General features: G+C 71.2%; 20 protein-coding genes. 8 read left to right on the forward strand and 12 right to left on the reverse strand.

The annotated features are described in order from the left end of the window. Window positions 1–59: 59 nt before the first annotated feature. On the reverse strand, window positions 60–1,091 hold the full coding sequence (locus tag BN4251_RS11995) for a 3-oxoacyl-ACP synthase III (protein ID WP_087485323.1): 1,032 nt from the start codon (window positions 1,089–1,091) through the stop codon (window positions 60–62). 104 nt (window positions 1,092–1,195) lie between these two features. Continuing rightward, complete coding sequence (locus BN4251_RS12000; protein ID WP_087485324.1) at window positions 1,196–2,173, reverse strand: sugar phosphate isomerase/epimerase family protein; 978 nt, start codon at window positions 2,171–2,173, stop codon at window positions 1,196–1,198. Between the two features lie 67 nt (window positions 2,174–2,240). Here BN4251_RS12000 and BN4251_RS12005 point away from each other — a divergent pair, with 67 nt between their 5' ends. Further along, window positions 2,241–3,470: a GNAT family N-acetyltransferase gene (locus tag BN4251_RS12005; RefSeq protein ID WP_087485325.1), complete on the forward strand. Its 1,230-nt coding sequence runs from the start codon at window positions 2,241–2,243 to the stop codon at window positions 3,468–3,470. Window positions 3,471–3,500: 30 nt separating this feature from the next. Continuing rightward, window positions 3,501–4,109, forward strand: a complete 609-nt coding sequence (locus BN4251_RS12010; RefSeq protein ID WP_087485326.1) for a thymidine kinase — start codon at window positions 3,501–3,503, stop codon at window positions 4,107–4,109. 27 nt (window positions 4,110–4,136) lie between these two features. Here the strand turns inward: BN4251_RS12010 and BN4251_RS12015 are convergent, their stop codons facing one another. Further along, window positions 4,137–4,499 (reverse strand): hypothetical protein, encoded by a 363-nt coding sequence (locus tag BN4251_RS12015; protein ID WP_087485327.1) that lies wholly within the window; start codon window positions 4,497–4,499, stop codon window positions 4,137–4,139. 252 nt (window positions 4,500–4,751) lie between these two features. On the opposite strand from BN4251_RS12015, the gene BN4251_RS12020 reads away from it, so the two are divergent. After that, the gene (locus BN4251_RS12020; protein ID WP_170932031.1) at window positions 4,752–8,216 is read left to right on the forward strand and encodes a proline dehydrogenase family protein; all 3,465 of its coding nucleotides are present in this window, start codon (window positions 4,752–4,754) and stop codon (window positions 8,214–8,216) included. 37 nt (window positions 8,217–8,253) lie between these two features. Then, window positions 8,254–9,312, forward strand: coding sequence for an acyltransferase family protein (locus BN4251_RS12025; protein WP_087485329.1), 1,059 nt, complete (start codon window positions 8,254–8,256; stop codon window positions 9,310–9,312). Window positions 9,313–9,376: 64 nt separating this feature from the next. Here the strand turns inward: BN4251_RS12025 and BN4251_RS12030 are convergent, their stop codons facing one another. Beyond that, a complete protein-coding gene (locus tag BN4251_RS12030; protein ID WP_087485330.1) occupies window positions 9,377–10,765 on the reverse strand; it encodes a UTP--glucose-1-phosphate uridylyltransferase in 1,389 nt (462 codons plus the stop codon). Window positions 10,766–10,951: 186 nt separating this feature from the next. Between BN4251_RS12030 and metG the strand changes: the two genes are divergently transcribed. Further along, window positions 10,952–12,751 (forward strand): methionine--tRNA ligase, encoded by a 1,800-nt coding sequence (gene metG, locus BN4251_RS12035; protein WP_087485331.1) that lies wholly within the window; start codon window positions 10,952–10,954, stop codon window positions 12,749–12,751. 117 nt (window positions 12,752–12,868) lie between these two features. Beyond that, complete coding sequence (locus tag BN4251_RS12040) at window positions 12,869–14,329, forward strand: sugar porter family MFS transporter (protein WP_087485332.1); 1,461 nt, start codon at window positions 12,869–12,871, stop codon at window positions 14,327–14,329. A gap of 19 nt (window positions 14,330–14,348) precedes the next feature. Here BN4251_RS12040 and BN4251_RS12045 read toward each other — a convergent pair whose 3' ends face one another. The 6 genes from BN4251_RS12045 to BN4251_RS12070 all read right to left on the reverse strand — a co-directional run bounded on the left by BN4251_RS12045 (window position 14,349) and on the right by BN4251_RS12070 (window position 21,057). Continuing rightward, the gene (locus tag BN4251_RS12045; protein ID WP_087485333.1) at window positions 14,349–16,220 is read right to left on the reverse strand and encodes a transketolase; all 1,872 of its coding nucleotides are present in this window, start codon (window positions 16,218–16,220) and stop codon (window positions 14,349–14,351) included. Between the two features lie 95 nt (window positions 16,221–16,315). Further along, window positions 16,316–17,047 (reverse strand): PIG-L deacetylase family protein, encoded by a 732-nt coding sequence (locus BN4251_RS12050; protein WP_087486361.1) that lies wholly within the window; start codon window positions 17,045–17,047, stop codon window positions 16,316–16,318. A 10-nt stretch (window positions 17,048–17,057) separates the two neighbouring features. Further along, window positions 17,058–18,149 (reverse strand): FAD-dependent oxidoreductase, encoded by a 1,092-nt coding sequence (locus tag BN4251_RS12055; protein WP_087485334.1) that lies wholly within the window; start codon window positions 18,147–18,149, stop codon window positions 17,058–17,060. Window positions 18,150–18,199: 50 nt separating this feature from the next. After that, a complete protein-coding gene (locus tag BN4251_RS12060; protein ID WP_087485335.1) occupies window positions 18,200–19,471 on the reverse strand; it encodes an O-acetylhomoserine aminocarboxypropyltransferase/cysteine synthase family protein in 1,272 nt (423 codons plus the stop codon). A gap of 69 nt (window positions 19,472–19,540) precedes the next feature. Then, window positions 19,541–20,182, reverse strand: coding sequence for a DNA-3-methyladenine glycosylase I (locus BN4251_RS12065; RefSeq protein WP_087485336.1), 642 nt, complete (start codon window positions 20,180–20,182; stop codon window positions 19,541–19,543). An 8-nt stretch (window positions 20,183–20,190) separates the two neighbouring features. Continuing rightward, window positions 20,191–21,057 (reverse strand): siderophore-interacting protein, encoded by an 867-nt coding sequence (locus BN4251_RS12070; protein ID WP_425426203.1) that lies wholly within the window; start codon window positions 21,055–21,057, stop codon window positions 20,191–20,193. Between the two features lie 67 nt (window positions 21,058–21,124). Here BN4251_RS12070 and BN4251_RS12075 point away from each other — a divergent pair, with 67 nt between their 5' ends. After that, complete coding sequence (locus tag BN4251_RS12075) at window positions 21,125–22,651, forward strand: phytoene desaturase family protein (RefSeq protein ID WP_087485338.1); 1,527 nt, start codon at window positions 21,125–21,127, stop codon at window positions 22,649–22,651. Window positions 22,652–22,806: 155 nt separating this feature from the next. Beyond that, window positions 22,807–24,219, forward strand: a complete 1,413-nt coding sequence (locus BN4251_RS12080; protein ID WP_087486362.1) for a peptide MFS transporter — start codon at window positions 22,807–22,809, stop codon at window positions 24,217–24,219. A 3-nt stretch (window positions 24,220–24,222) separates the two neighbouring features. Here BN4251_RS12080 and BN4251_RS12085 read toward each other — a convergent pair whose 3' ends face one another. Together BN4251_RS12085 and BN4251_RS12090 are read right to left on the reverse strand one after the other, a co-directional pair. Then, the gene (locus BN4251_RS12085; RefSeq protein WP_087485339.1) at window positions 24,223–24,402 is read right to left on the reverse strand and encodes a hypothetical protein; all 180 of its coding nucleotides are present in this window, start codon (window positions 24,400–24,402) and stop codon (window positions 24,223–24,225) included. Next, window positions 24,399–24,614, reverse strand: a complete 216-nt coding sequence (locus BN4251_RS12090) for a hypothetical protein (RefSeq protein WP_087485340.1) — start codon at window positions 24,612–24,614, stop codon at window positions 24,399–24,401. Before BN4251_RS12090 ends, BN4251_RS12085 begins: the two co-directional genes overlap by 4 nt. Window positions 24,615–24,683: the final 69 nt, after the last annotated feature.

Below are 24,683 nucleotides of genomic sequence, written 5' to 3' on the forward strand. Positions count from 1 at the left end.
CGGGATCTCGGGTGCCGTCGGGGTGGTCCCGCGTCGGCGCCCTGTGCTGCGGGTGGTGTTCACCACTCGACCTCCATCATCGCCGTGTTCAGGCCGGATCCGACACCCATCAGCAGCACGCGCTGCCCGCGCCGGATGTCGTTCTGGTAGTGCGCGAGGGTCATCGGCACCGCTTCGGCGGCGACGTTGCCCCAGTCCGCCAGGGTCATCGGGATGCGCTCCATCTCCACCCCGGTGATCTTCGAGAAGTTGCGGATGTACACCGTCGAGACCTGATGCGGGATGACCAGGTCGAGGTTCTTGAAGTCGTGCCCGGCCTCGTTGGCGCCCTTCCAGGTGTCCAGGATCAGCTGGATGCCGTTCTCGAGCAGCCCCGCGGAGTCGGTGCGCATGTCCTGCATGTTCGCCACGCACAGCTCGTGGTGCTCGGTGCCGGCACGGGCCTGGGTGTGCTTCAGGCGGTGCCCCTCGGGGTGCGCGTCGGCCGGGCCGAGGACGGCGGCCGCGGCGCCGGAGCCGAGGGTCAGGGAGGCGAACTGGTTGTTGAAGTCCGCGCGGGTGGAGGTCTTGGAGTTCAGGCGCTCGACGGTGCCGCGCTGGACCTCCTCGACATCCTCGGCGCCCACCACGAGCGCGTACTTGATCTGCCCGGAGTCGATCATCGCCGAGGCCATCGACATGGCGTTGACGAATCCGAGGCAGGCGTTGGTGATGTCGAAGTTCATCGCGCTCGTGGGCAGGCCCAGCGAGTGGTGGATCCCGGTGGAGACGGCGGGCTCGAGGTGCTGGCGGGACACCGAGGCGTTGATCAGCAGGCCCACCTGGTCGCGCATGATCCCGGCCTTGGCCATGGCGCGCTCGGCGGCGAGCACCACGCCCTGCTTCCAGCCGTTCTCTCGGTCACGCCACCAGCGGCGCTCGTAGACCCCGGCGACCCGCTGCAGCACGCCCTTGGGCAGCCGCAGGCGCTTGCGCGCCGGGGCGAGCATCTCGTCGATCTCGTCCGAGGTGACAGTGACCTGCGGAAGGCTCATCTCGATCGCCAGCAGGCTGGTGTTCGCGTGGACGATCCCTGTGTTCCCGTTCCCCATCGGCGTGCGTTACCTCGTCAGTCCGTGTGCTTGTCGTCGTCGCGGGGCCGCATGCGGCCGGGCGATTGCCTCCGTCATTGTCACACCCGCTCCTGGGGAGTCCCTCACGAGGTGGTGGATCCCACGTCGTCGCCGCTGCCCTCCTCGTCGAGGTGGTGACCGAGGTGGTGACGGGCGAAGGCGAGGCTCTGACGCAACGTGCGCTCACGCATCTCGGGGTTGTTGCTGGTGGTGACCTCGAGCAGCACCGACCCCTCCCAGCCGCGGTTGGACAGGCGGCGCAGCACCTCGGCGCAGGGCTGGTTGCCCTCGCCCGGGGGCAGGTGCTCGTCCTTGGTGGTCCGGCCCGATCCGTCCGCGAGGTGGAGATGGGTGAGGCGGTCCCCGAGCCGGTCGATCATCTCGAGCGCGTCGTCACCGGCCGTGGCTGCGTGGGAGAGGTCGACGGTGACGTGGGCGTAGTCCTCGTCGGTGGGATCGTGATCGGGCAGGTAGTTCAGCAGCTCCCGCACCCCCAGCCGCCACGGGTACATGTTCTCCACCGCGATCGCGATCCCGTGCTCCTCCTCGAGCGCGGCGACGCCCTCGACGAAGCCGCGGGCGTACTTGCCCTGCCAGCGGAAGGGAGGGTGCGCCACGATCGTGGGCACCTCGAGCTCCTTCGCGATCTCGAGGGTCCGCTCGATCTTGATCCAGGCGTCACGGCCCCACAGGCCCTGCAGGAAGAACAGGGTGGGGGCATGGAGGGAGAGGATCGGCTGCTCGTACCGCCGGGAGTACTCGCGCAGCAGCGCCGGGTCCTGGCTGTCCTTGGGATAGGAGACCATCACCTCGATCCCGTCGTAGCCGATCTTCTGCGCGAGGCGGAAGGCGTCCTCGACCCCGGAGGGGAACACCGAGGAGGTCGACAGGCCCACCGGGATGCGGCGCTGAGGAGCCTGGTCGCTGCGGGGATCACCGGCCGCGAGACGCTTGGAGAGCGCCTCGCGCGCGGCGCGCTGGGCGCTGTTGGGCCGGGTGTAGGGCTTGCGGGCGCCGTCTCGCGGCGCATCCGTCGATCGACGGTCACGGCGTGGGCTCACGGCATCTCCTCGGGACGGGGCGGGCGTGGTCAGTATGCAACAGCCCGCGCGCCCTAGACTCTTCCGCATGCCTGTTCGCGATCTGACCGCCGGGGACTTCGCCGCCTACGCATCGATGAGCTCGGGTGCCTTCGGCGGCTCCTACGATCCGACGGCGCCGGGCGCGCCGCGCGACTTCTCCCCCGGGCAGACCCCGCTCGGGATCGACGCCTCGAGCGTGCCGGGCGGTCTCGACGGGGTGCTCGCCGCGGGTGCCCGTATCCGCCATGACCGGGTCGCCCTGGGCGGCGGCGTGGTGGGCTGCGGCGGGATCGCGGGCCTGGCCGTCCACCCGGCGCACCGGGGTGATGGACTGTTCGGGCAGCTGCTCACCGCGGTGATCGCGCGCTGCGACGCCGAGGGGCTGCCGCTGTCGATGCTCTACCCCTCGAACCCGGCGATCTATCGCCGCTTCGGTTACCAGGTGGTCGCGCGCACCGAGTCGCTGATCGTGCCGCTGGTGGATCTGCAGCGGCTGCGCCCCGTGCCCGATCGCCGCCTGGTGCCGGTGACCGAGCAGACGATGCCGCGCCTGCGCGAGCTCTACCACCGGCTGAGCGCCCATGAGAACGCGATGCTGCGGCGGGAGGCTCCCCTGTTCGAGGAGGGGCTGCCCGGTGGGGGCTGGTCCGCGCTGCTGCTCGAGGACCTCTCCGGCACCGCGCACGGCTACGTGTCCTGGACGCGCCTGGACGGTGGGGACGGTGTCGGGCTCGAGGTGCACGAGGTGCTGGGACGCACCCGCGCCGACCGGATCGCGCTGCTGCGCTCGCTCGGCTCGTGGTCCACGGTCACCGAGAATGTGCGGGTGCGCCTGCGGCCCGAGGACCCGCTGCTGGACGCCCTGCCCGGCGGAGGGGCACGCCCCGATCCCGGCCCGGTGCCGTTGGTGATGATGCGGGTGGTGGACACCGTCGGCGCCCTGCGGGCCCGTCCCGCCCCGCCCTCGCTGACGGGCGCGGTGCGCCTGGTGGTCGAGGACTCCACCGTCCCTCCCGGCACCTGCCGGGCCGCGGGAACCTTCGTGGTCTCCGCGGCCGACGGGCGCATCGAGGCCGCCCCCGAGGAGGGTGAGGACCGTGTGCTGCTGGGCACGATCCGCCTCGACATCCACGCCGCGTCCCTGCTCCTGGTGGGAGGGCGGAGCCTCGCCGATGCTCGCCGGCTCGACCTCACCGCGACGGCCGACCCGGCCGCCGAGACCTTCCTGGACGCACTGCTGGCCGGTCCGCGGCCGGGCGTCCTCGACGCCTTCTGATCACGCCCCCACGAGCCACGGAGCCGATGCATGGCCAAGCTGCACTTCAAGTACGGAGCGATGAACTCCGGCAAGTCCGACACCCTGATCAAGACCGCCTACAACTACGACGAGCGGGGCCTGGCCACGCTGACCGTCAAGGCGGAGCTCGACACCAAGGGCGAGGACTGGGTGGTGGCGCGCGGCGGCGCGCGTCGCCAGGTGGATGTGCTCGCCCATTCCGGTGAGGACCTCCGTGCACGGGTCCACGCCATGGCCGACGAGCGCGGGCTGCGCCCGCTGCACTGCGTGCTGGTGGACGAGGCGCAGTTCCTCGAGCCCGCTCAGATCGATGCTCTGTTCTGCATCGCCAAGCAGGACGGCATCTCCGTGATCTGCTACGGGCTGCGCACTGACTTCCGCACCGTGATGTTCCCGGGGGCCTCGCGGCTGTTCGAGCTCGCGGACAACATCGAGAAGCTGCCCACCATGTGCCGCTGCGGCTCGCAGGCGGAGTTCAACTGCCGCGCCGCCGGCGGGCGGTTCGTCTTCGAGGGCGAGCAGGTCGCGATCGATGGCGAGCAGGTGACCTACATGTCGCTGTGCGGTCCGTGCTTCATGCAGGAACAGGAACGCGCCGGCGTCACCGTACTGGGGTGACACCGGCGCGCAGCGGTCCGGGCTGGCTCAGGAGCTGAGCGGCTTGTCCTCGCCCACCTCGGCATCGCCGCCCGCGCTCGCGGTGTCCGCCGAGCTCGCGGCGACATCGTCCTGCTCGCCGCCGAGGCGCTCCTTGGCGCTGTCCGCGGCGTCGGCGACCTTGTGCTGGACCGTGGAGGCGACCTCGGGGGCCTTCTCCTTGACGGTCGAGGCGGTGTCCTGCGCGACGCGGGTCGCGGTCTCCTTCGCCTGGGTGGCGCGGCGCTGGACCTCGGGATCGTCGGCGACCTGACGGGCGGTGCGCTCGAGCGACTCGTAGGGGCCGCGGCCTGCGCGGGAGCCGACGACGAACCCGATCGCGAGTCCGGCCAGGAAAATGAGCTTCTTCATCAGTGCCTCCAGGATCGTCCGGTGTCTCTCCCCCGCATCGTGCCACAGCCGCACGGCTCGCACTCGTGCGCGCCGACCGAGCGGTCCACTGACGTGCCGCGCCCCTCTCGTCCCATTCCGGTCCCACAACGGTCACAGAACCTCCACGCGCAGGGTCCCTCGGCCCGCCCGGCGCGCCCGGCGAGGACCTACGATCGAGGGCACCGCACCGTCGCCGTGTCCCGCTCAAGGATGGAGACTTCGTTGTCCCAGATGCCCCGTTCGCAGTCTCCGCTCGATAACCCCCGAGCCACCTCCGTGACCGTCGAGGAGATCTCCTCGCAGGTGCGCAGCTGGGTGGACGCCGCCGCGCTGCGCCCCGTGCCGGGCCCGGCCAAGATGCTCTCGGACCTGCTGCGGGATCCCAAGGGGCTCGAGTTCACGCTAGGCTTCGTCGACCGCGTGATCCGCCCCGAGGATCCCCGTGCCGCGGCGGTCGAGCTGCGTCGTCTCGCGCAGGACCCGCCCGCCTTCCTGCCCGCGCCCCTGCGCCGGGTGCTGGGTCTGGGCGGGCTGGCCTCCCAGCTCGCGCCCACGGCCGTGGTGCCCACCGCGCAGGCCACGATGCGGCGCATGGTCAGCCATCTGATCCTCGATGCCCGCCCCCGCCCCCTGAGCGCCGCGATCTCCCGCCTCACGGCCGACGGCACGGCGCTGAACATCAACCTGCTCGGCGAGGCGGTGCTCGGCGCCCAGGAGGCATCGCGCCGGATGCAGGGGGTGCGCGAGCTGGTCGAGCGCGAGGACGTCGACTACCTCTCGATCAAGGTCTCCTCGCTGGTGGACCATCTGCCGCTGTGGGCCGCCGCCGAGACGGTGGACCACACGGTCGAGACGCTGCTGCCGCTGTACCTGGATGCCGCGCGCCGCGACCATCCCACCTTCTTGAACATGGACATGGAGGAGTACCGGGACCTGGAGCTGACACTGCAGGTGTTCGAGAAGCTGCTGGACCGGCCCGAGCTCGAGCATCTGCATGCCGGGATCGTGCTGCAGGCGTACCTGCCGGATGCGCCCGCGGCGATGGAGCGGGTGCGGGCCTTCGCCGAGCGGAGGGTCGCCGCGGGCGGCGCCCCTGTGAAGGTACGACTGGTCAAGGGCGCGAACCTCGCGATGGAGCAGGTGGACGCGTCCGTCCACGGCTGGACCCAGGCCCCGCTGCTGAGCAAGGAGGAGACCGACGCCCAGTACAAGCGGATGCTGCTCGAGGCGCTGGATCCTGCACGCCTGGAGGTCGTCCATCTGGGGGTGGCCGGGCACAACCTCTTCGACATCGCGTTCGCGCATCTGCTGATGCGCGAACGGGGGATCCCCTCCGGTCCCGGCCACGGCGTCGAGTTCGAGATGCTCGCCGGCATGGCGCCGGGGCAGCAGGCGGTGGTGCGGGAGTCGACAGGCACCATGCGCCTGTATGTGCCGATCGTGCATCCGCGCCACTTCGACGTCGCGGTCTCATACCTGGTGCGGCGCCTGGAGGAGAACGCCTCCTCCCAGAACTTCCTCTCGGCCGCCTTCGAGCTGGAGAGCTCCGAGGAGCTGTTCGAGCGGGAGCGGCAGCGCTTCGACCGCGCGCTCGAGCGGGCGATGTCCGAGACCTCCCTGCCCACCCACCGCGATCAGGACCGTGGCGCGGAGGCCGCGAGCGGCGGTCCGCTGCGTCTGGGCTCCCCCGCCCTGCCCGCGGTGCCCGGAGCCTTCCGCAACACCCCGGACACCGACCTGTCCACCGCGGCGAACCAGGAGTGGGCCGCCCGAATCACCCATCGGATCCGCGGCTCCGAGCTGGGTGTGCAGGAGATCAGGGCGGCGCGACTGGAGAGCGTCGAGGAGGTCGAGGCGACGATCTCCCGCGCCCTGGACGCCCAGGCGGCCTGGGCCGGGCTCGGCGTGGAGAAGCGCGCGCAGATCCTGCGCCGCGCGGCCGGGACCCTGGCGGCGCACCGGGCCGAGCTGCTCGAGGTGATGGCCTCGGAGACCGGCAAGACCCTCGAGCAGGGCGATCCGGAGGTCAGCGAGGCCATCGACTTCGCCCTCTACTACGCGGAGCAGGCGGAGCGCCTCGCCGCCCAGAGCGATCTGGTGCCCTCCCCGCGCCCGCTCACCCTGGTCACCCCACCATGGAACTTCCCGGTCGCGATCCCCACCGGCGGGACGCTCTCTGCGCTCGTCACCGGCAGCAGCGTGATCATGAAGCCGGCTCCGCAGTCGCGTCGCAGCGGCGCCCTGATCGGGCGCCTGCTGCACGAGGCCGGCGTCCCGCAGGACGTGTTCACGCTGGTCGATGTGCCGGAGAACGAGGTGGGCCGGGCCCTGATCGCGGATCCGCGGATCTCCCAGCTGATCCTCACCGGCGCCTCGGAGACGGCCTCCCTGTTCGCCTCCTGGCGTCCCGAGCTGCGGATCCTCGCCGAGACCAGCGGGAAGAACTCGATCATCGTCACCCCGCACGCCGATTTGGACCTGGCCGCTCGGGACGTCGCCGCGAGCGCCTTCGGGCACGCCGGCCAGAAGTGCTCGGCGGCATCCCTGGTGATCACCGTCGGCTCCGTGACCCGCTCGCGCCGCTTCTCCGCACAGCTCGCGGATGCGGTGCTGAGCCTGCACGTGGGCCCGCCCACGGATCCGACCGCGCAGATGGGCCCGGTGGTGGAGCAGCCCGGGCAGAAGCTGCGCGCGGGTCTGACCGAGCTGGGCGACGGGGAGGCCTGGCTGTCACGGCCGCGTCTGCTGGATGAGAGCGGCACCCTGTTCTCCCCCGGTGTGCGCACCGGCGTCGAGGAGGGCTCCGCCTTCCATCTGACCGAGTACTTCGGTCCGGTGCTCGGAGTGATCCACGCCGAGACCCTCGAGGAGGCGGTGCGGATCCAGAACGGCACGGCCTACGGCCTGACCGCCGGGCTCCATTCGCTCGATCCTGAGGAGATCGCCTGGTGGACCGAGCATGTCGAGGCGGGCAACCTCTACGTCAACCGGGGCATCACCGGGGCGATCGTGGAGCGTCAGCCCTTCGGGGGCTGGAAGCGCTCCTCGGTGGGTCAGACCGCGAAGGCCGGAGGCCCCAACTATCTCGTCCACCTCATGGACTGGGCCGACGCCGCAGCCGTCCCCGACAAGCAGAGCGACCCGGAGTCGTGGGCCGCCGCGGCGCGCCACAGCGATCGGGAGCACTTCTCGGTCACCTTCGCCCCGCGCGACGTCCAGGACCTGCACGGCGAGATCAACGTGCTGCGCTACCTGCCGCTGCCGGTGATGGTCCGCGCCGCGGAGGGCAGCTCGCCCCACGAGCTCGAGCGGGTGCTGCACGCCGCGGCGACAGCCAACGCCGCCGTGGAGGTGTCCGCGGCGAGCCGCGACTCGGCGGAGGCCGCGCGCAGGGCCCTCGGTGATGAGGCCTCGGTCACGGTCGAGGACGCGGCGGCCTTCGCCTCCCGCGTCCCCTCGCTCCCCCAGTCGCGGGTGCGTCTGATCGGCGCGGTCGATCCGCAGCTGCGCACGGCGATCGCGGAGAACATCGAGGTCGCGCTGTTCACCGGGGAGGTGGTCGTGAGCGGTCGGGTGGAGCTGCTGCCCTTCCTGCGCGAGCAGGCGATCAGCGCGACGAACCACCGCTACGGCAACCCTCTGCCACAGCCGCTGGACCTCACCGGCGGGAGGGGCTTCTCGCGCGGACGGGCATGAGGTCGTAGCCTTCCCCAGTCCCCTCCCCCTGCGAGAGCTGCTTCCATGCCCCCATGACGCCTCGGCACCCGCCCGTGACCGGGATCCCTTCCTCGACAACGCGCGGGGGATCCTGATCGCCCTGGTGGTGGTCGGTCACACCCTCGAATGCTTCGACGTGATCGGGGACGTGCTGGGCGGCACCCTGTACAAGGCGATCTACTCCTTCCACATGGCCGCCTTCGTGATCATCTCCGGCTATCTCTCGCGCTCCTATCGCAATGAGCCGCGGCAGGTGAAGCGCCTGCTCACCGCGATGCTGGTGCCGTACGTGATCTTCCAGATGGTGCACGAGGCGGGCAAGGCGCTGCTGCTGGGGCAGGAGTTCGCGCTGCAGCTGGTGGTCCCGGCCTGGACGCTGTGGTTCCTGTTCGCGCTGATGGTGTGGCGCCTGCTCACGCCGGTGCTGCGCCAGCTGCGCCACCCGCTGGTCTTCGCGGTCGCGATCTCGGTGATCGCGCCGCTGGATCCCGATCTGGACTCGACGCTGAGCATCGGCCGGCTGCTGGGGATGCTGCCCTTCTTCGTGCTGGGCCTGGTGTGCACCCCGGAGGTGCTCGAGCAGGTGCGCTCGTTCCGTCCCCGCTGGCCGGGCGCGCTGGTGCTGCTGGCCGCGGTGGTGTGCGCCTTCCTGCTGCGGGAGCAGGTCAGCAACTCGTACTTCTACCTGCGCGAGGCCTACGACGAGGAGGCGAGCGTGCTGTTCAGCGTGGCGGTGCGGCTGGGTGCGCTGGTCGTGGGCGTGGTCGGCACCCTTGCCCTGCTGCTGGTGACGCCGCGCGCGCAGTCCGTGCTGACCACCGTGGGCTCGCGCTCGCTGACCATCTACCTGCTGCACACGGTGCTGCTGCTGCCCATCCGCTACGCCGAGTCGCTGCCCGGCTGGGTCGAGACCGGGTGGGGGACGCTCGCTCTGGTGGGGGTGGGCCTGCTGCTCACGGCTGTGCTAGCCACCGGGATCGTCGGCCGCCTCACCCGCTGGCTCATCGATCCTCCGATCGGCCGGTGGCTGACCCGGCCCGCCCCGGAGGAGTCGGCGCCTCCGATGACCCGCTAAGCCCAGATGGCGCCGCCCCGGCGGGATCCTCGTGGATCCGGCCGGGGCGCGAGGTCGTGCGGGATCAGCCCGCCGAGACGGTGCCCACCCGGGCGCCCTCGGGGACCTCGCCGCCCTCCTCGCCGAGCACGGCGTCACCGATCACGGAGACGTCGGCGCCGAAGGTCCAGTCGCCCTGCACGTCCAGACTCACGGCCTCCTTGAGGGAGGGCACGCCGTGCGGGAAGCGCGGCTCGAAGTCCTGGATCAGCTTGTACGAGCCGCTGTGCAGCGAGACCGCGGGCACCTTGTCGACCTGCTGGACCAGCGCGACGCGCTCGTCGAGGTCGTAGGCGTCCGAGCGCACCAGCAGCAGGTCGCTGGTGGCCTTGACGGGCAGGAAGCGGTCCCGGCCCACGACGATCGCGGTCGCACCGTCGAACACCTCGATCGCGGCGCCCATGGCGGACTCGATCTGGTAGACGGGGGTGCTGGACTTGTCCGAGGGGTCGACCGTCTTCTCGTTGCGGATCAGCGGCAGGCCCATGACGCCGTCGCGCTCCTTGAGGATCGCGTCGAGCTGCTCGAGATCCCACCACAGGTTGTTGGTGTGGAAGTAGGGATGGCGGTGCTCGTCGGTGAAGTAGTCCATCTCCTCTGCGGGGGTCTGCGCCGTGTCGCGCAGGATGAGCCGGCCGTCGGACTTGCGCACCGCGAGGTGCCCGCCCTTGCGATCCGCGGCGGTGCGGCGGCACAGCTCCGCCGCGTAGGGGGCGCCGGTGGAGGCGAACCAGGAGGCGATCACGGGGCTGGGCACGGTGCCGAGGTTGTCGGAGTTCGAGACCGAGGCGTACTTGAAGCCCGCATCCAGCAGCTGCTGGAGCAGTCCGGAGGTCTGCAGGGCGGTGTAGATGTCGCCGTGGCCGGGCGGGCACCACTCGAGGGCCGGATCGGCGTCCCACTGCACGGGGGTGAGGTCGTCGACGCGGAGCTTGGGCTCCTTGTTCTGCAGGAAGTCCAGCGGCAGATCGCCGACGGGCAGGTCAGGGTACTTCCGCAGCACCTCGAGGGTGTCCTCGCGGGTGCGGAAGGAGTTCATGAAGATCAGCGGCAGGCGGGAGCCGGTGCCGCGGCGGGCGGCGAGGACCTGCTCGACGATGATGTCCAGGAAGCTCTTTCCCTCGCGCACAGGCAGCAGCGACTTGGCCTTGTCCAGGCCCATCGAGGTGCCCAGGCCTCCGTTGAGGTTGATGATCGCGACCTGGTCGAAGACCTGCTTGGCGTGGCCGACGTCGATCTGCACGTCCTCGAGCCGGGGCGGATCGAGGTACGGCTCGATGGTGTCCTCGGGGATGGAGCCGGTGACTCCGTCCTCGAGCTGACCGTAGTAGTGGGAGAAGACGTCGATCGCGGTCTGCGGGACCCCGGCGTCGGCCATCTTCTGCTGTGCTGCGGCAAGTCCTTCGGTGCTCATGCCCCCAGGGTATCGGGGCGGACGACGCCTTCACGCCGCCCGCCCCGTCCGTCTCAGCCGCCGAGCTCCAGCCGCAACCGGTGAGACGGCGTACGGCACCTCCGCGGGGTACGGGAGTTCGGGTGGGCCGGCATCGAGCACCGCCCGGACTGACCTGAACGCCGCGCTCCCCTAGACTCCTCTTCCATGAGCACAGTCCTGTCCGCGGTCGCCTGGCCGTATGCCAACGGTCCCCGCCACATCGGTCATGTCGCCGGTTTCGGCGTTCCCTCCGATGTCTTCTCCCGTTACATGCGGATGGCGGGCCACGACGTGCTGATGGTCTCGGGCACCGACGAGCACGGCACCCCGATCCTGGTCGAGGCGGACAAGGAGGGCGTCACCGCCCAGGAGCTCGCCGATCGCAACAACCGCCTGATCGTCGAGGACCTGGTCGCGCTCGGGCTCTCCTACGACCTGTTCACCCGCACCACCACCCGCAACCACTACCAGGTGGTGCAGGACATGTTCGTCGCGGTGCGCGACAACGGCTACATGATCGAGCAGATCACCTCCGGGGCGATCTCCCCCTCGACCGGTCGCACGCTGCCGGACCGCTACATCGAGGGCACCTGTCCGATCTGCAAGGCGGGCGGCGCGCGCGGGGATCAGTGCGACAACTGCGGCAACCAGCTCGATCCCACCGATCTGATCGATCCTGTCTCCCGCATCAACGGCGAGACCCCGCAGTTCGTGGAGACCTCCCACTGGTTCCTGGATCTGCCGGCGCTGGCCGCCGAGCTGGGCCGCTGGCTCGACGAGCGCGAGGCCACCGGCACCTGGCGCCCCAATGTGATCCGCTTCAGCCAGAACATCCTCGAGGACATCCGCCCCCGTGCGATGACGCGCGACATCGACTGGGGCATCCCGGTGCCGGGCTGGGAGGACCAGCCGAACAAGCGCCTGTACGTCTGGTTCGACGCCGTGATCGGCTACCTCTCCGCCTCGATCGAGTGGGCGCGCCGCAGCGGCGACCCCGAGGCATGGCGCAGGTGGTGGAACGATCCCGAGACGCTCAGCTACTACTTCATGGGCAAGGACAACATCGTCTTCCACTCCCAGATCTGGCCGGCGGAGATGATCGCCCAGAACGGCAAGGGCGACAAGGGTGGCGAGCCCGGGCGTTTCGGCGAGCTGAACCTCCCCACCGAGGTGGTCTCGAGCGAGTTCCTGACGATGGAGGGCAAGAAGTTCTCCTCCTCCAAGCGCGTGGTCATCTACGTGCGCGACATGCTGAAGACCTACCAGCCCGATGCGCTGCGCTACTTCATCTCCGCCGCAGGCCCGGAGAACCAGGACTCGGACTTCACCTGGGTGGACTTCGTCTCCCGCACCAACAACGAGCTCGTGGCCGGCTGGGGCAACCTGGTCAACCGCACCGCCGCGATGATCGCGAAGAATGTGGGCGAGATCCCGGCGGCCGGTGACCTCGAGGAGGTCGACGAGAAGCTGCTGGCGGCGATCCGTGAGGGCTTCGACACCGTCGGCAGGCTCATCGAGAGCCACCGCCAGCGGGCCGCGATCGCCGAGGCGATGCGTCTGGTGGGCGAGGCGAACCGCTACGTCTCGGAGACCGAGCCGTTCAAGATGAAGAGCGCGGAGCAGCGCCCGCGCCTGCTCACGGTCCTGCACGTGCTCGCGCAGGCCGTCACCGACCTGAACACGATGCTCTCCCCGTTCCTGCCCCATTCCGCGAACGCGGTGGAGAAGGCGCTGGGCGGCGAGCGGCAGATCGCGCCGATGCCCCGTATCGACGAGGTCGAGGACCTCGACGGCGGCCACGGCTACCCGATCATCACCGGCGACTACACGGACGTCCCGGCCTGGGCGCACCGTCCGGTGGGCGTGGGTCAGACGGTCGTCAAGCCCAGCGGGATCTTCGTCAAGCTGGATCCGAAGATCGCCGAGGAGGAGCTCGAGCGCCTCGAGGCCGCCGCGGAACAGTGACTACGCCGCCGAGGTACGGCGCGCGGGCTGACCGACCGGCCCGTGGCACCCCCGCCGGTGCATGAGCGGGATAGTGTGGCCGCTCGTGATCCCACCGATCCAGGAGGCGGAGAGCTCATGTCCACACCCTCAGCCAGCTCGGGAGCGGGCTCGGCGCCTGCCCAGCATCTGAACGCGAAGGTCGTCGGGATCTCTCTCGCCGCGGCGGTGGGCGGCTTCCTGTTCGGCTTCGACACCTCGGTGATCAACGGCGCCGTCAACGCCCTGTCCGAGGAGTTCTCCCTCGGGCCCGGGCTGACCGGCTTCGCGGTCTCCTCCGCGCTGCTGGGCTGCGCCGTCGGCGCCTGGTTCGCCGGCTCCCTGTCCAACCGCTACGGCCGCATCCCCGTGATGGTGATCGCCGCGATCCTGTTCTTCGTCTCCGCGGTCGGCTCGGGACTGGCCTTCGGAGTCTGGGACCTGATCCTGTGGCGCGTGATCGGCGGTCTCGGCGTGGGCGCGGCGAGCGTGATCGCCCCCGCCTACATCGCCGAGGTCGCCCCGGCCAGGTTCCGCGGCCGCCTGGGCTCGCTCCAGCAGCTCGCGATCGTGCTGGGCATCTTCACGGCGCTGCTGTCCAACGCGCTGATCGCGAATACGGCCGGAGGCTCCTCGGAGACCTTCTGGTTCGGTGTCGCCGCGTGGCGCTGGATGTTCATGATCGAGGCGGTGCCTGCTGCCGCGTACGGCGTCATGGCCCTGTTCCTGCCGGAGTCCCCGCGCTACCTGATCCGCCGCGGCCAGCTGGATCGGGCCTCGAAGGTGCTCTACGACTTCACCGGCGAGGTCGATGTCAACCTCAAGATCGAGCAGATCCGCAAGACGCTCGAGCGGGAGGACGCGGAGAGCCTGCGTGATCTGGTGGGCGAGCGCTTCGGACTCAAGCCCATCGTGTGGCTCGGCATCCTGCTGTCCCTGTTCCAGCAGCTGGTGGGCATCAACGTCATCTTCTACTACTCGACCACGCTGTGGCAGTCCGTCGGTTTCGACGAATCCCAGGCACTGCTGACCAGCACCTTCACCTCGATCATGAACATCGTCGCGACGATCATCGCGATCCTGCTGGTGGATCGCGTGGGACGGCGCGTGATGCTGCTGGTGGGCTCGGCGGGGATGGCCCTCTCGCTCGCCCTGATGGCGCTGGCCTTCTCCTTCGGCGAGATGTCCGCAGGCGCTGAGAGCGTCTCGCTGCCGGATCCGTGGTCGACGGTCGCGCTCGTGGCCGCGAACGCCTTCGTGATGTTCTTCGGCACCACGTGGGGCCCGCTGGTGTGGGTGCTGCTGGGAGAGATCTTCCCCAACCGGATCCGTGCCTCCGCGCTCGCGGTCGCGGCCGCCGCGCAGTGGGCGGCGAACTGGGCCGTCTCGGCGAGCTTCCCGACCCTGTCGGACATCGGACTGAGCTTCGCCTACGGCCTGTACGCCGCCTTCGCGCTGCTGAGCCTGGTCTTCGTTTTCCTGTGGGTGCCCGAGACCAAGGACCGCGAGCTCGAGGACATGGACTCCCTCGAGCTCGGGCGGGGCCGCAGGAGCAGCTGACCCCCGCCCGAGCGGGCGCTCACCCCTCGAGCGCGGCCCGTGCGGCGCGCGCGATGTGCGCCGCGTCGATGCCCGCCCAGTCCAGCAGCTCCTCGGTGGTGCCAGAGCCGGGCACGCCGTTCACCGCGAGGTGGCGCAGATGCAGGTCGGTGATCGGCTCGGCGGCGAGCGCGGCGAGCACCGCGGCGCCCAGGCCGCCCTCGGCGTGGTGGTCCTCGGCCACCACCAAGCGCCCGCCGGTCTCGGCGACGGCCGCGCGGATCCCCTCGCCGTCGATCGGCTTGACGGAGTAGGCGTCGATCACGCGGGCCTGCACGCCGTCCTCGGCCAGCTCATCGGCCGCGGCGAGCGCCTCGTGCAGCGTCACGCCGGCACCGATGAGGGTGACCGCATCGTGCGGGCTGCTGCGCAGGGTCTTGGACCCGCCGACGGGGAACTCCTCCTCGGGCCCGTAGAGCACCGGGTATCCGCCGCGGGTGGTGCGCAGGTAGCTGACTCCCGAGAGCTCCGCCATCTGGGCGACCAGCGCGGCGGTGGAGGTGGCGTCGCTGGGGTAGAGCACCGTGGAGCCCTGCGTCGCGGCGATCATCGCGAGGTCCTCGAGGCCCATCTGGGAGGGGCCGTCGGCGCCGATCTCGACGCCCGCGTGGGAGCCGATCAGCCGCAGATCCGCCCGGGAGACGGGCGCCATCCGGAGGAAGTCGGCGGCGCGGGTCAGGAACGCTGCGAAGGTCGAGGCGTAGGCGATGTAGCCGCGGGTGGACAGTCCGGTCGCGGCGGCGACCATCTGCTGCTCGGCGATGAACATCTCGAAGAACCGCTCCGGGTGGGCCTCGACGAAGTCGGCGACGCCGGTGGAGTTGGAGACCTCGCCGTCGAGCGCGACCACGCGCGGGTCGACGTCGGCGAGCGCGGTGAGCGCGGGCCCGTAGGCCTTGCGGGTGGCGACCTCCTCGCCGCGCTCGAAGGCGGGCAGCTGGACCGTGCCCCGCGGGGTGCGGTCCGCCGTATCGATCTGGGGCGGCTTGGGTCCGCGCACCTGCAGGGAGCGCTCCCCGCCGAGGGAGGCGATGGTCTCCTCGGCCTTGTCCTCGGGGATCGGCTTGCCGTGCCAATCCAGCTCGTCCTCGATGCCGGGGATGCCCTTGCCCTTGACGGTGCGGGCGAGGATCACCAGGGGCCGGTCGAGCTCGCCGTCGGCCTGGGCCAGGGCGTCATCGATCTGGGCGATGTCGTGGCCGTCGATGATCACGGCGCGGGCACCGAAGGCCTCGACTCTCGCGGCGTAGGTGTCCATGTCCCGGCCGAGCGCGGTCTCGCCGCGCTGGCCCAGCCGGTTCACGTCCACGATGGTGACGAGGTTGGTCAGCCCGTAGTGCGCGGCGGTGGCGAACGCCTCCCACATCGAGCCCTCGGCGAGCTCGCTGTCGCCGGTGAGCACCCACACCCGGTAGGGCGCCTGCTCGAGATGCTTCCCGGCGAGCGCGATCCCGACCCCGTCGGGCAGTCCCTGGCCGAGGGAGCCGGTGGCGACGTCGACCCAGGGCAGCACCGGGGTGGGGTGGCCCTCGAGGCGCTGGCCGAAGCGGCGGTACCCCTCCATCAGCTCCTGGTCGGAGACGACGCCCGCGGCCTTGTAGACCGAGTACAGCAGGGGTGAGGCGTGTCCCTTGGAGAACACCAGGTGGTCGTTGCCGGGGGCGTCGGGCGCGTCCCAGTCGTAGCGCAGGTGACGGGACATGAGGGTGGCCAGCAGGTCGGCTGCTGAGAGGCTCGAGGTGGGATGGCCGGAGCCGGCGCTGGTCGAGGCGCGGATCGAGTCGACGCGCAGCTGCGCGGCGAGCTCCGGGATCTGGTCGAGGCCGAGGCCTTCGTGCATGGAGGTGGTCATCAGGTCTCCTTCCGTGGCGGATCGTGCCTGATCACCCCACCGTAGGAGCCGCGCCGCCTGGGCGGCAACGATCGACGACCGGACGGTCGGCCTGCTCAGAGGTCGAAGACGCGCAGCACCACGGCGTGGTCGGTGCCTGAGGCCTCGCCTCCGCCGCGCAGCACCTCGGGGATGAACTCCTCGGGCAACGGGTGGCCCTCCACGTGCGCGAGGTAGGCCTCGTGGGCGTTCAGCGAATCCACGGCCGCCTGCACATGCCGCGCCTCCACGGGCCTGGCGTGGGTGGGTGCGGGGTGTCCGGCGATCGCCAGAGAGCGGGTGCGCCAGGCGGCGAGCCCCTCCTGCTCGGCCAGCTCGCGGAACACCCAGGGGTTGGCCGCATCGCGGCAGGCGTCAACGGCGGCGAGTCCGGCGACGCGGTGGTCGGCCTGGTTCAGCCCGCCGTACGCCTCGACCTCGAAGTTCGCGGTGAGCACGAGGTCGGGGCGGATCTGGCGGATCACCCGGGCGATGTCGCGGCGCAGGCTCAGCGTTCCCTCGAGCATGCCGTCGGGGTGGTCGAGATAGCGCAGCTCGGTGACCCCGACGATCTCGCAGGCGCGGCGCTGCTCCTTCTCGCGCAGCGGGCCGATGGTGGCGGGGTTCTCGACCATCCCGGCCTCGCCGCGGGTGAGCAGCAGGTAGCTGACCTCGATCCCGGCCTCCGTCCAGGCGGCCACGGCGGCGGAGGCGCCGTACTCCATGTCGTCGGGGTGGGCGACGATGCACAGCACCCGCTGCACCTCGTCCTCGGGCAGGGCCGGCAGTGTGGCAGGTGAGGTGTCCATGACCACCACCCTAGGCGGCGACGGGCACGCGGGCGAGGTCCTTGAGCAGGCGGTTGACGGCGGCGCGGCCGGCGCGGTTGGCACCGATGGTCGAGGCGCTGGGTCCGTAGCCGAGCAAGTGGAGCCGGGGATCGTCGGCGACCGCCGTGCCGTCCAGTGCGATGCCTCCGTGGCGGTTGCGCAGGCCCAGCGGCGCGAGGTGGCGCAGCTCGTGGCGGAACCCGGTGGCCCACACGATCGCCTCGAGCGCGGTCTCGGTGCCGTCGGCCTCCACCACCCCGTGCGGGGTGAGGCGGGTGAACATCGGTCGGCGCGCAAGCAGTCCCTGCTGCGCGGCGGCGCGCAGCGGCGGTGTCCACACCAGGCCGGTGTGGGAGACGACGCTGCCCACGGGCAGTCCCTCGCGCACGCGCCGCTCCACTCCGGCCACGGCCTCGCGGCCGAGCTCCTCGGTGAAGGAGAGGTCCTGGAAGACGGGTTCGCGCCGCGTGTACCAGAGGGTCTCCCCCACCTCGGCGATCTCGAGCAGATGACCGAGCGCGCTGATGCCGCCGCCCACGATAGCGACCCGCTGCCCGGCGAAGTCCTCGGCGCGCACGTAGTCCGCGGTGTGCAGCTGGGTGCCGTGGAACTCCTCGGCGCCGGGCAGGGCGGGGCGGAAGGGCCGGGTCCAGGTGCCGGTCGCGTTGAGCACGGCCCGGGTGCGCAGAAGGGGGCGCGGGGTGCCGTCGGTGGCCACAGAGTGCACCAGCAGCGGGCGGGGCTCGGGTCCGTCGGCCGACGGGTCCTCCTCGACGCGGGTCACGCGGACCGGGCGCTGGATACGCACGGAGAAGCGCTGCTCGAAGTCGGAGAAATATGCGGGGACCACCCGGTGCGCGGGCTCGTCGTCCGCCGCGTCGACCTCGGGCATGCCGGGGAGCTCGCGGATCCCGTTGACGGCGGCCATGGTGAGGCTGTCCCAGCGATGGCGCCATGCGCCGCCGGGTCCCTCCTCGGCGTCGAGGATCGCGAAGCGCAGCCCTCCCCGGCGCAGCAGGTGGTGCGCGGCGGACAGTCCCGCCTGTCCGGCGCCGATCACCACCACGTCCAGGGTCTCCATGCCCGGTGCAACGGCACGGGTCTGCGCGGTGTTCCTCCCCGCGACGCGTCTCACGCCCGGGGCAGCGCCTGCACGATGTCCGCCCAGAGGTCCTCGATGTCCTCGAGGCCCACGCTGAGGCGCACGGTGCCCGGCCCCACCCCGCACGCCTGCCGCTGCTGTGCGCTGAGGTGGGAGTGAGTGGTGGTCCCCGGGTGGCAGACCAGGGAGCGGGCGTCCCCGAGGTTCACCGCGATCGTCCACAGCCGCAGCGCATCGCAGAAGGCTGCGGCGGCGGCCTCTCCCCCGGCGAGCTCGACGGAGAACACACCGGAGGTGCCGTGCGGGAAGTCTCGTCGGGCGAGGTGCGCGTCGGGCCGGCCGGGGATGCTCGGGTGCTCGACGCCAGCCACCTCGGGCAGGCCGTGCAGGCGTCCGGCGAGGCTCGCGGCGTCGGCGCTGACCTTCCGCATCCGCAGCGCGAGGGTCTCGATGCCCACCAGGATCTGCTGCGCGCTGGCGGCGGGCAGGGTGGCACCGAAATCGGTGACGTGCTTGGCGCGCGCGTAGGCCAGCAGCCCGGAACGCCCGTGCGCGTACTCGTCGGCGAACGTGACGCCGAAGCGCCGGCTCGGAGCGGTCAGACATCGCCAGCGCTCGGGCCGCCGGCGCGGGTCGAAGCGCCCGGTGTCCACGATCAGGCCGGCGATCGTGGTGCCGTGGCCGCACAGGTACTTCGTGGCGGAGTGCACCACGAGGTCCGCCCCGTGCTCGCCCGGGCGGTAGAGCGCCGGGCTGGCGAGGGTCGAGTCGACGATCACGGGCACATCGTGCTCGTGGGCGATCGCGGTGAGCACCTCGAGGTCCACGAGCTGGGCGCCCGGGTTCGCGATGGACTCGACGATCGCGGCGCGGGTGTCGGGGGTGAACGCCGCCCTCCAGGCCTCCAGGTCCCAGGGGTCGGCGACGGTGAAGCTCACGCCGAGGTCCGCGAGGGTGTCATCGAGGAACTCGGTGGTGCCGCCGTAGAGCCGTGAGGAGGCGACCACGTGCCCGCCGGGGGCGGCGAGCGCGCACAGGGCGATGGTGGTCGCCGCCTGGCCGGAGGCGACGGCGATCGCACCGATGCCGTTCTCCAGCGCGGTGATCCGCTGCTCGAGCACCGCGGTGGTGGGGTTGCCCGAACGGGAGTAGGCGAAGCCCTCGGCGCGCCGCTCGAACAGCGCCTTGAGCGAGGTGTGGGAGGCCTGCGCGTAGGCGCTCGAGCCGTAGACGGGCACGGTGAGCGCGCCGTGACCGTCCGCGGCGGTGTCCCATCCTGCGTGGATCGCTGCAGTGTTCATGGCGCCCTCCTCGGCCTCGTGCGTGCTCGTCGGTACAGCGTGGCGGGAGGGCGCGCGTCCGGGCGAGATCTATGACGGAGTGTGGCTCTGCATGATCGGGGCGCCGTCGGCCGCCCAGAGCCCGGAGGTGCCGCGGCGATGGGAGTCCAGCAGATGGGTGTCGACCACTCCCAGCGCCTCCATCAGCGCGAACATCGTGGTGGGGCCGACGAAGCGGAAGCCGCGGCGCTTGAGCTCCTGGGCGAGCGCGATCGATTCGGGGCTGGTGGTGGGGACCTCCGCCGCGCTGCGCGGCATCGGGGTGCGGGCCGGCCGGTGGGACCACACGAGGTCGGCGAGGGTGCTGCCGGGGCCGTCCTGTCCGCGCATCGCGAGCGTGGCGCGGGCGTTGGAGATCGTCGCCTCGATCTTGCCGCGGTGGCGGATGATCGAGGTGTCCTGCAGCAGGTGCTCGACCTCGCCGGGTCCGAACGCCGCGACGGCCTCGATCTCGAAGCCGGCGAAGGCGCGGCGGAACCCTTCGCGGCGGCGCAGGATCGTGGCCCAGCTGAGCCCGGACTGGAAGCCTTCGAGCGCGAGCCGTTCGAAGACCCCGCGCTCGTCTCGTACGGGCATCCCCCATTCGGTGTCGTAGTACTCGCGCAGGTCATCGTGCACCGACGCCCAGGCGGGGCGCGCCAGGCCGTCGGCGCCGACGATCAGGTCCGTCATCGGGCCGCTCAGTCGTCGATCCTGCCGATGGGCTCGCGCTTCTCGGCCTGGAACTGGTCCTCGATGCGTCCCAGCGCCCAGTACGCGGAGATCGAGATCTGCTCGCGCGGGATCCCGGCCTCCTTGACCAGCTTCGCACGCAGTTGCTTGGTGATGCCCCGCTCGACGTGGCAGAAGATCTGCAGGCCCTCGTGGTCCTCGAGGTCCAGTTGGTCGACGGCCTCGAGCAGCAGCTCGCGCTCGCCGATCAGCCAGCGCACCTCGACGCCGGCGGGATGTTCGAGCTCGAGCCGGTCCTCGTCGTGGTCGAGCTGGATCAGCACGGTGCCCTGGGCGTCTTCGTCCATGGCCTCGAGCCCGGCGGCGATCGCGGGCAGTGCGGCGTGGTCGCCGAGCATGAGGTGGCGGCGGGTCTCGGGGGCGGGGGTGTAGCCGCCGCCGGCACCGGACATCGCCAGCAGGTCGCCGGGCTGCGCTTCGTCGGCCCAGCGTGCGGCGATGCCGCTGTCCTCGCCGTCCCCGTGCAGGACCACGTCCACCTCGATCCGGCGCTTCTCGTCGTCCCAGCGGCGCACGGTGTAGGTGCGGCGGGCGGGCATCAGCTCGGGGCTGTGCTCGCGCAGGGCGTCCATATCGTAGGGCGGCTGGAGGCCGGAGGCCGGATCGGCGATGAGGAACTTGACGTAGGCGTCGGAGTTCCGGTTGCGGTTCAGGGCCTCGTAGCCCTCGCCGCCGAGCGTGAGCCGGAGCAGCCGGGGCGAGACACGGGTCTTGCCCAGCACCTCGAGCACGGCCTGGTTCCGCTTCGGGCGCGCGGGGCGCTGCGCGGTCGCGGAGGCGGGCGAGGACTGATCAGTGGTGGTCATGCTCTCCATATTACGCGCAACGGCTGTGACGTAAATGCCTGCCAGGGGTGCTCTCGCCCTCCTCTAGGCTGGGAGGATGAGTCCCGCTCCCGCTCCCGAGGTCGACGTGGCCGTGGTGGGCTCCGGTCCCAACGGCCTCGCGGCGGCCGTCACGCTGGCTCGCGCCGGGCTGCGGGTGCAGGTGCTCGAGGCGCAGGAGACGATCGGCGGCGGGGCGCGCACCCTCGATCTGGGGCTCGCCCCGGGGATCGTGCACGACATCTGCTCGGCCGCTCATCCCCTGGCGCTCGCGAGCCCGTTCTTCGAGGCGTTCGACGTGCGTGCTCGGGGCGTGCGCGCGATCGCCCCCGCCGCCTCCTACGCGCAGCCGCTGGATGATCAGCCGGCCGTGATCGCCTGGCACGATGCCGAGCGCACCGCCGAGGAGCTCGGCGCCGACGGACCCGCCTGGCGCGCCACGATCGGCGCCCTCGCCCGGCACGAGGACCTGGTGGTCGAGCTCGCGCTCGGGGACAAGCGCTCCGTCCAGCCCGCGCTGCTCAGCCCGCGCATCCTGGGCGCGGCTCCGCTGTTCGGGGCCCTGACCGGTCTGCAGGGCAGCCCCGCCTGGAACCTCCCCTTCCGCACCGAGCGAGCCCGGGCGCTGCTGGGCGGAGTGGCGGCGCATGCGATCGGCCCCATGCCGTCGCTGGCCCTGTCCGCGACCGCGGCGCTGCTGAGCACGATCGGTCACGGCACGGGCTGGCCGATCCCCGTCGGCGGCTCCCAGGCGATCACCGATGCCCTGGTCGCGGATCTTCGCGCCCACGGCGGGCAGATCCTCACCGGCCATCACGTGCGCACCTGGCGCGATGTGCCGCCGGCCCGGGCGGTGCTGCTGGACACCCCGGCGGGCGCCGCCGCAGACATCCTGTCGAACCGCCTGCCCAGCGGGCTCGAGCGGGCGCTGCGGCGCTTCCCCCACGGCGACGCGGCCGCGAAGGTCGACTTCGTGCTCTCCGGACCTGTGCCGTGGCGCGATGCCGAGGTGGGCGAGGCGGGCACCCAGCACCTGGGCGGGACCCGCGCACAGATGGCGCGGGCCGAGGCCCAGGTGGCCGCCGGGCGCGTGCCCGAGCATCCGGTGACGCTGGTCAGCGACCCCTCGGTCGCCGATCCCTCGCGGATCCACGGGGGCCTGCGCCCGCTGTGGGCCTATGCGCACGTTCCCGCCGGGGACACCACCGATCCCACCGAGCTGGTCACGCGGCAGATCGAGCGCTTCGCGCCCGGCTTCCGGGATCTCGTGGTCGCCGCGCAAGGGATCCCCGCCGCCGAGATGCCCGCGCACAATCCCTCCCTGGTGGGCGGGGACATCTCGATGGGCCGGGTGACGATGGCCGGGATGATCGCCCGTCCCACCGCGCGCTTGGATCCGTACCGGCTCGCGGAGACCGGGTGGTACCTGTGCTCCTCGGCGACCCCTCCGGGGCCGGGGGTGCACGGCATGTCCGGCTGGCACGCCGCCCGTCGCGTGCTGCGCCGCGAGTTCGGGATCCGCGAGATGCCGGACCTCTCGCCCGGCGCCGCCGGCACTCCTCCCGGAGCTGACGCGCGCGACTGACGTATCACACAGCGGCACTCCTGCGTTGAATTCCTATACCACGTGACGCAGGATGACTCACCGTGAATTCTTCAGACGGCCCCGCTCTCGAGACGGCCTCGCCGGTCCCCCCGGCCGACGACGCCGCCGCGCACAATCCCTCCGGACGCTCCTTCATGGGCCAGCCCGGCCCGCTCGCGAACCTCTTCAGCGTCGAGCTGTGGGAGCGCTTCAGCTTCTACGGGATGCAGGGCATCCTGGCGATCTACATGTACTTCGCCGCCACGCAGGGCGGTCTGGGGATCGACGAGGGCGTGGCCCTGGGCATCGTCGGCGCCTACGGCGGCTCCGTCTACCTGTTCTCGATCCTCGGCGCGTTGGTCTCGGACCGCCTCCTTGGGCCGGAGAAGACCCTCTTCGGCAGCGCCGTGATGATCATGCTGGGCCACCTCGCCCTGGCCGTGCTGCCGGGGGTGGCGGGCCTGATCGCCGGCCTGCTGCTGGTGGGCGTCGGCTCGGGAGGCCTGAAGTCCACCGCGGCCACCCTCGTGGGCTCCCTCTACACGCGCGATGATCCTCGCCGTGATGCGGGCTTCTCGATCTACTACATGGGCATCAACATCGGCGGCCTGCTGGGCCCGCTGGTGACCGGCTTCGCCCAGCAGCAGTGGGGCTTCCACCTCGGCTTCGCCCTCGCGGCCGTGGGCATGCTGATCGGCCTCATCCAGTACGCGGTGACCCGCAAGGGCCTGCCCGCGAGCGTGCACACCGTCCCCGATCCGCTGCCCCGCTCGCAGTACCCGGTGTGGGCCGCGGTCGCCGTCGGCTCGATCGCGCTGATCCTGATCCTGGTGCTCACCGGGGTGCTGAACGCGGGCAATCTCGCGACCGTGGTCGCGGGCCTCGCCGTCGTCGGCGCGATCGTGATCTTCGCGCTGCTGCTGACCTCGAAGAAGCTCGATGCGGACGAGCACTCCCGCGTGGTCGCCTTCATCCCGCTGTTCATCGGCACCGCCGCGTTCTTCGCGCTGTTCCAGCAGCAGTTCACCGTGATCACCCTGTACTCGGACACCCGGCTGGATCGAGAGATCCTCGGCTGGACGATCCCGATCTCCTGGGTGCAGTCCTTCAACCCGTTCTTCATCATCACCCTGGCCCCGGTGCTCGCGGCGGTGTGGACGAAGCTCGGCCCCCGCCAGCCCTCCACCCCGCGCAAGTTCGGCGTGGGCATCATCCTGATGGGCGCCGCGTTCCTGCTGTTCCTGCCGATGGCCTCCGTGGTGAAGGTGCCGGTGCTGTGGATCGCGATGATCATGCTGGTCGCCACGATCGGTGAGCTGTGGCTCTCCCCCGTGGGCCTGTCGCTCGCGACGAAGCTCGCCCCGGGCGCGTACCCGGTGATGATGATGGCGCTGTACAACCTCTCGGTCGCGCTGGGCACCTCCCTCTCGGGGGCGCTGGCCACCTTCTACAGCGCCGAGACCGAGGCGGCGTACTTCGGCGTGCTGGGCGCGGTCACGATCGGCATCGGCGTGCTGATGCTGCTGATCGCCCGGCCCGTGGGCGTGGCGATGCGCGGGGTGCGCTGAGCCTCAGCCTCCCAGCAGGGCGATCAGCACGCCGATCACGGCGCACGCGATCCCGAGCCCCGCCGCACCCCGCAGCAGGCGGCGGGCGGCGGGGTCCTGCCATCCCTTGAGCAGTCCCAGCACCAGGGACAGCACGAAGCACAGGACCGCGAGCGCGCCGACGATGCTGAGCAGCGCGATCATCGCCGGTTCCCCACGAACGCGACGCTGAACCCGATCACGGCGCAGAGCACGCCCAGTCCCAGCGCGACGCCGCCGAGGGCGCCTCCTATCCCGCCGTGCAGCAGCAGCGACAGCACGAAGGCGAGGATCGCGAGTGCGCCGACGACGGCGAGGGCGAGGAGCAGGAGGCGGCGGACCGGGGGCTCGGCGGAGTGCTGAGGACTCGGTTCCATGACGCCACCGTAGGCACTGATGGACAAGTGTCCAAGGGGTCACGAGCCCCGTTCCGCGACTGGCCCCAG

Origin of the sequence: Brachybacterium massiliense (genome assembly GCF_900184245.1) — a bacterium.
Classification (GTDB): domain Bacteria; phylum Actinomycetota; class Actinomycetes; order Actinomycetales; family Dermabacteraceae; genus Brachybacterium; species Brachybacterium massiliense.

What these genes read in the sequence shown, in the direction of transcription:
- BN4251_RS12015 (WP_087485327.1), bottom strand. Translation starts at nt 4,499, where the DNA reads ATGAAGAAGCTCATTTTCCTGGCCGGACTCGCGATCGGGTTCGTCGTC.
- BN4251_RS12020 (WP_170932031.1), top strand. Translation starts at nt 4,752, where the DNA reads ATGCCCCGTTCGCAGTCTCCGCTCGATAACCCCCGAGCCACCTCCGTG.
- BN4251_RS12050 (WP_087486361.1), bottom strand. Translation starts at nt 17,047, where the DNA reads ATGGACACCTCACCTGCCACACTGCCGGCCCTGCCCGAGGACGAGGTG.
- BN4251_RS12090 (WP_087485340.1), bottom strand. Translation starts at nt 24,614, where the DNA reads ATGGAACCGAGTCCTCAGCACTCCGCCGAGCCCCCGGTCCGCCGCCTC.
- BN4251_RS12080 (WP_087486362.1), top strand. Translation starts at nt 22,807, where the DNA reads ATGGGCCAGCCCGGCCCGCTCGCGAACCTCTTCAGCGTCGAGCTGTGG.
- BN4251_RS12085 (WP_087485339.1), bottom strand. Translation starts at nt 24,402, where the DNA reads ATGATCGCGCTGCTCAGCATCGTCGGCGCGCTCGCGGTCCTGTGCTTC.
- BN4251_RS12010 (WP_087485326.1), top strand. Translation starts at nt 3,501, where the DNA reads ATGGCCAAGCTGCACTTCAAGTACGGAGCGATGAACTCCGGCAAGTCC.
- BN4251_RS11995 (WP_087485323.1), bottom strand. Translation starts at nt 1,091, where the DNA reads ATGGGGAACGGGAACACAGGGATCGTCCACGCGAACACCAGCCTGCTG.
- metG (WP_087485331.1), top strand. Translation starts at nt 10,952, where the DNA reads ATGAGCACAGTCCTGTCCGCGGTCGCCTGGCCGTATGCCAACGGTCCC.
- BN4251_RS12070 (WP_425426203.1), bottom strand. Translation starts at nt 21,057, where the DNA reads ATGGAGAGCATGACCACCACTGATCAGTCCTCGCCCGCCTCCGCGACC.
- BN4251_RS12005 (WP_087485325.1), top strand. Translation starts at nt 2,241, where the DNA reads ATGCCTGTTCGCGATCTGACCGCCGGGGACTTCGCCGCCTACGCATCG.
- BN4251_RS12060 (WP_087485335.1), bottom strand. Translation starts at nt 19,471, where the DNA reads ATGAACACTGCAGCGATCCACGCAGGATGGGACACCGCCGCGGACGGT.
- BN4251_RS12045 (WP_087485333.1), bottom strand. Translation starts at nt 16,220, where the DNA reads ATGACCACCTCCATGCACGAAGGCCTCGGCCTCGACCAGATCCCGGAG.
- BN4251_RS12075 (WP_087485338.1), top strand. Translation starts at nt 21,125, where the DNA reads ATGAGTCCCGCTCCCGCTCCCGAGGTCGACGTGGCCGTGGTGGGCTCC.
- BN4251_RS12065 (WP_087485336.1), bottom strand. Translation starts at nt 20,182, where the DNA reads ATGACGGACCTGATCGTCGGCGCCGACGGCCTGGCGCGCCCCGCCTGG.
- BN4251_RS12040 (WP_087485332.1), top strand. Translation starts at nt 12,869, where the DNA reads ATGTCCACACCCTCAGCCAGCTCGGGAGCGGGCTCGGCGCCTGCCCAG.
- BN4251_RS12055 (WP_087485334.1), bottom strand. Translation starts at nt 18,149, where the DNA reads ATGGAGACCCTGGACGTGGTGGTGATCGGCGCCGGACAGGCGGGACTG.
- BN4251_RS12030 (WP_087485330.1), bottom strand. Translation starts at nt 10,765, where the DNA reads ATGAGCACCGAAGGACTTGCCGCAGCACAGCAGAAGATGGCCGACGCC.